At 47.1% G+C, this 1,154-nt stretch carries 1 protein-coding gene; it reads left to right on the top strand.

Annotated features, from left to right (window positions below; translation table 11 throughout):
- The coding region (locus tag ACWATR_RS40240) for a DNA translocase FtsK 4TM domain-containing protein (RefSeq protein ID WP_460346040.1) at nucleotides 1-1,154 on the top strand (1,154 nt) is incomplete at both ends.

Genomic DNA, 1,154 nt, shown 5'->3' with positions numbered 1-1,154 from the left:
TTTTGGGTGGCGTCTCCCTTATTTTTTCTCTGTTTCTTTTTCTTGCTTTCTTTTCCTACCTCTTTACCTGGAAGGAAGATCAAGATCAGGTTTTTGCCGCAGGCGCTTCTATTTTGTTGCCCAACGACCTCAAAATTTCTAATATGTTGGGGGCACTCGGTGCCTTCGTTTCTCACCATTTCTTTTTTAATGCTTTCGGTATTGCTTCGTTTTTAGTTTGCCCCTTCTTTTTTATGTTGGGCATCAATAAACTTTTTGCCCGCCCTTTTTTCTCCCTTAAGAGAAACTTGAAATATTCTTTGTTGGGCATTCTTCTTTTTTCGGTGGCCGCTTCTTTTGCCGGACAGTCTTTTAGTTTCCCCTGGGGAGGCGCTATGGGCGATTTGATCCAAAACTGGATGTCGGCCCTTATCGGTCGTGTGGGAACAGCCGCCGTCCTTTTGCTCTGCGCTTTTTCCTATTTCGTTTGGCGCTTTAATCCTAAATTTTCTCTGCCGGAACGTAAGGTGAAATCCTCCATTCCCCCCGCTGTTCCCCTTGATGCAGACAGTAACGCCAACGCTGGTGCCGCGGCATCTACTGGCGAGAACCTTAATGCCAATGGGGAACCATCTGCTGTTGACCATGGAACCGGTTCTGCTCCCAAGAGCATCAACGATCTTTATGCTGAAGCCCATCACCACGAATCGACTTCCGCCAATTCTCTGCTCAATGATGGTGCTGGATTTGAAGGAAAGGGCATTGTGGTGATTCCTCCCAAGTCCGTTGAACCCACCATCGAATTCGAACTGATCACCAAACCGGAAGAACCAGAGGCCCTAGAAAATATGGGAGAACCAGCATTTGCAGGACAGCATCTTCAATCTCACAATGACCTCGATCTGGGCCGAGCCCATGATTTGTCCCTTCTTGCAGAACCACCATCTACCAAAACAAATAGTTCTGTAGGCATACCGGAGAAACTGGAAGGAGTACGGGAAGAACAGCAGGAACTAGAACAGGAGCTAGGACAGGAACTAGAACAGGAAGAAGAAGTGCCCACTCTAGGACTCTTCAACCAAGGAATCCGTCGACATTCCGGTAAAAACGATGATGGACTGGAATTGGAAATCAAAAATGCAGACCAAGTCCTGTATCCAGATGAAGTCGATGAG

This window comes from Nostoc sp. UIC 10890 (assembly GCF_054786515.1).
Note: the sequence above shows the minus strand (reverse complement) of the source record. Positions and strands in the feature narration are given on the sequence as shown.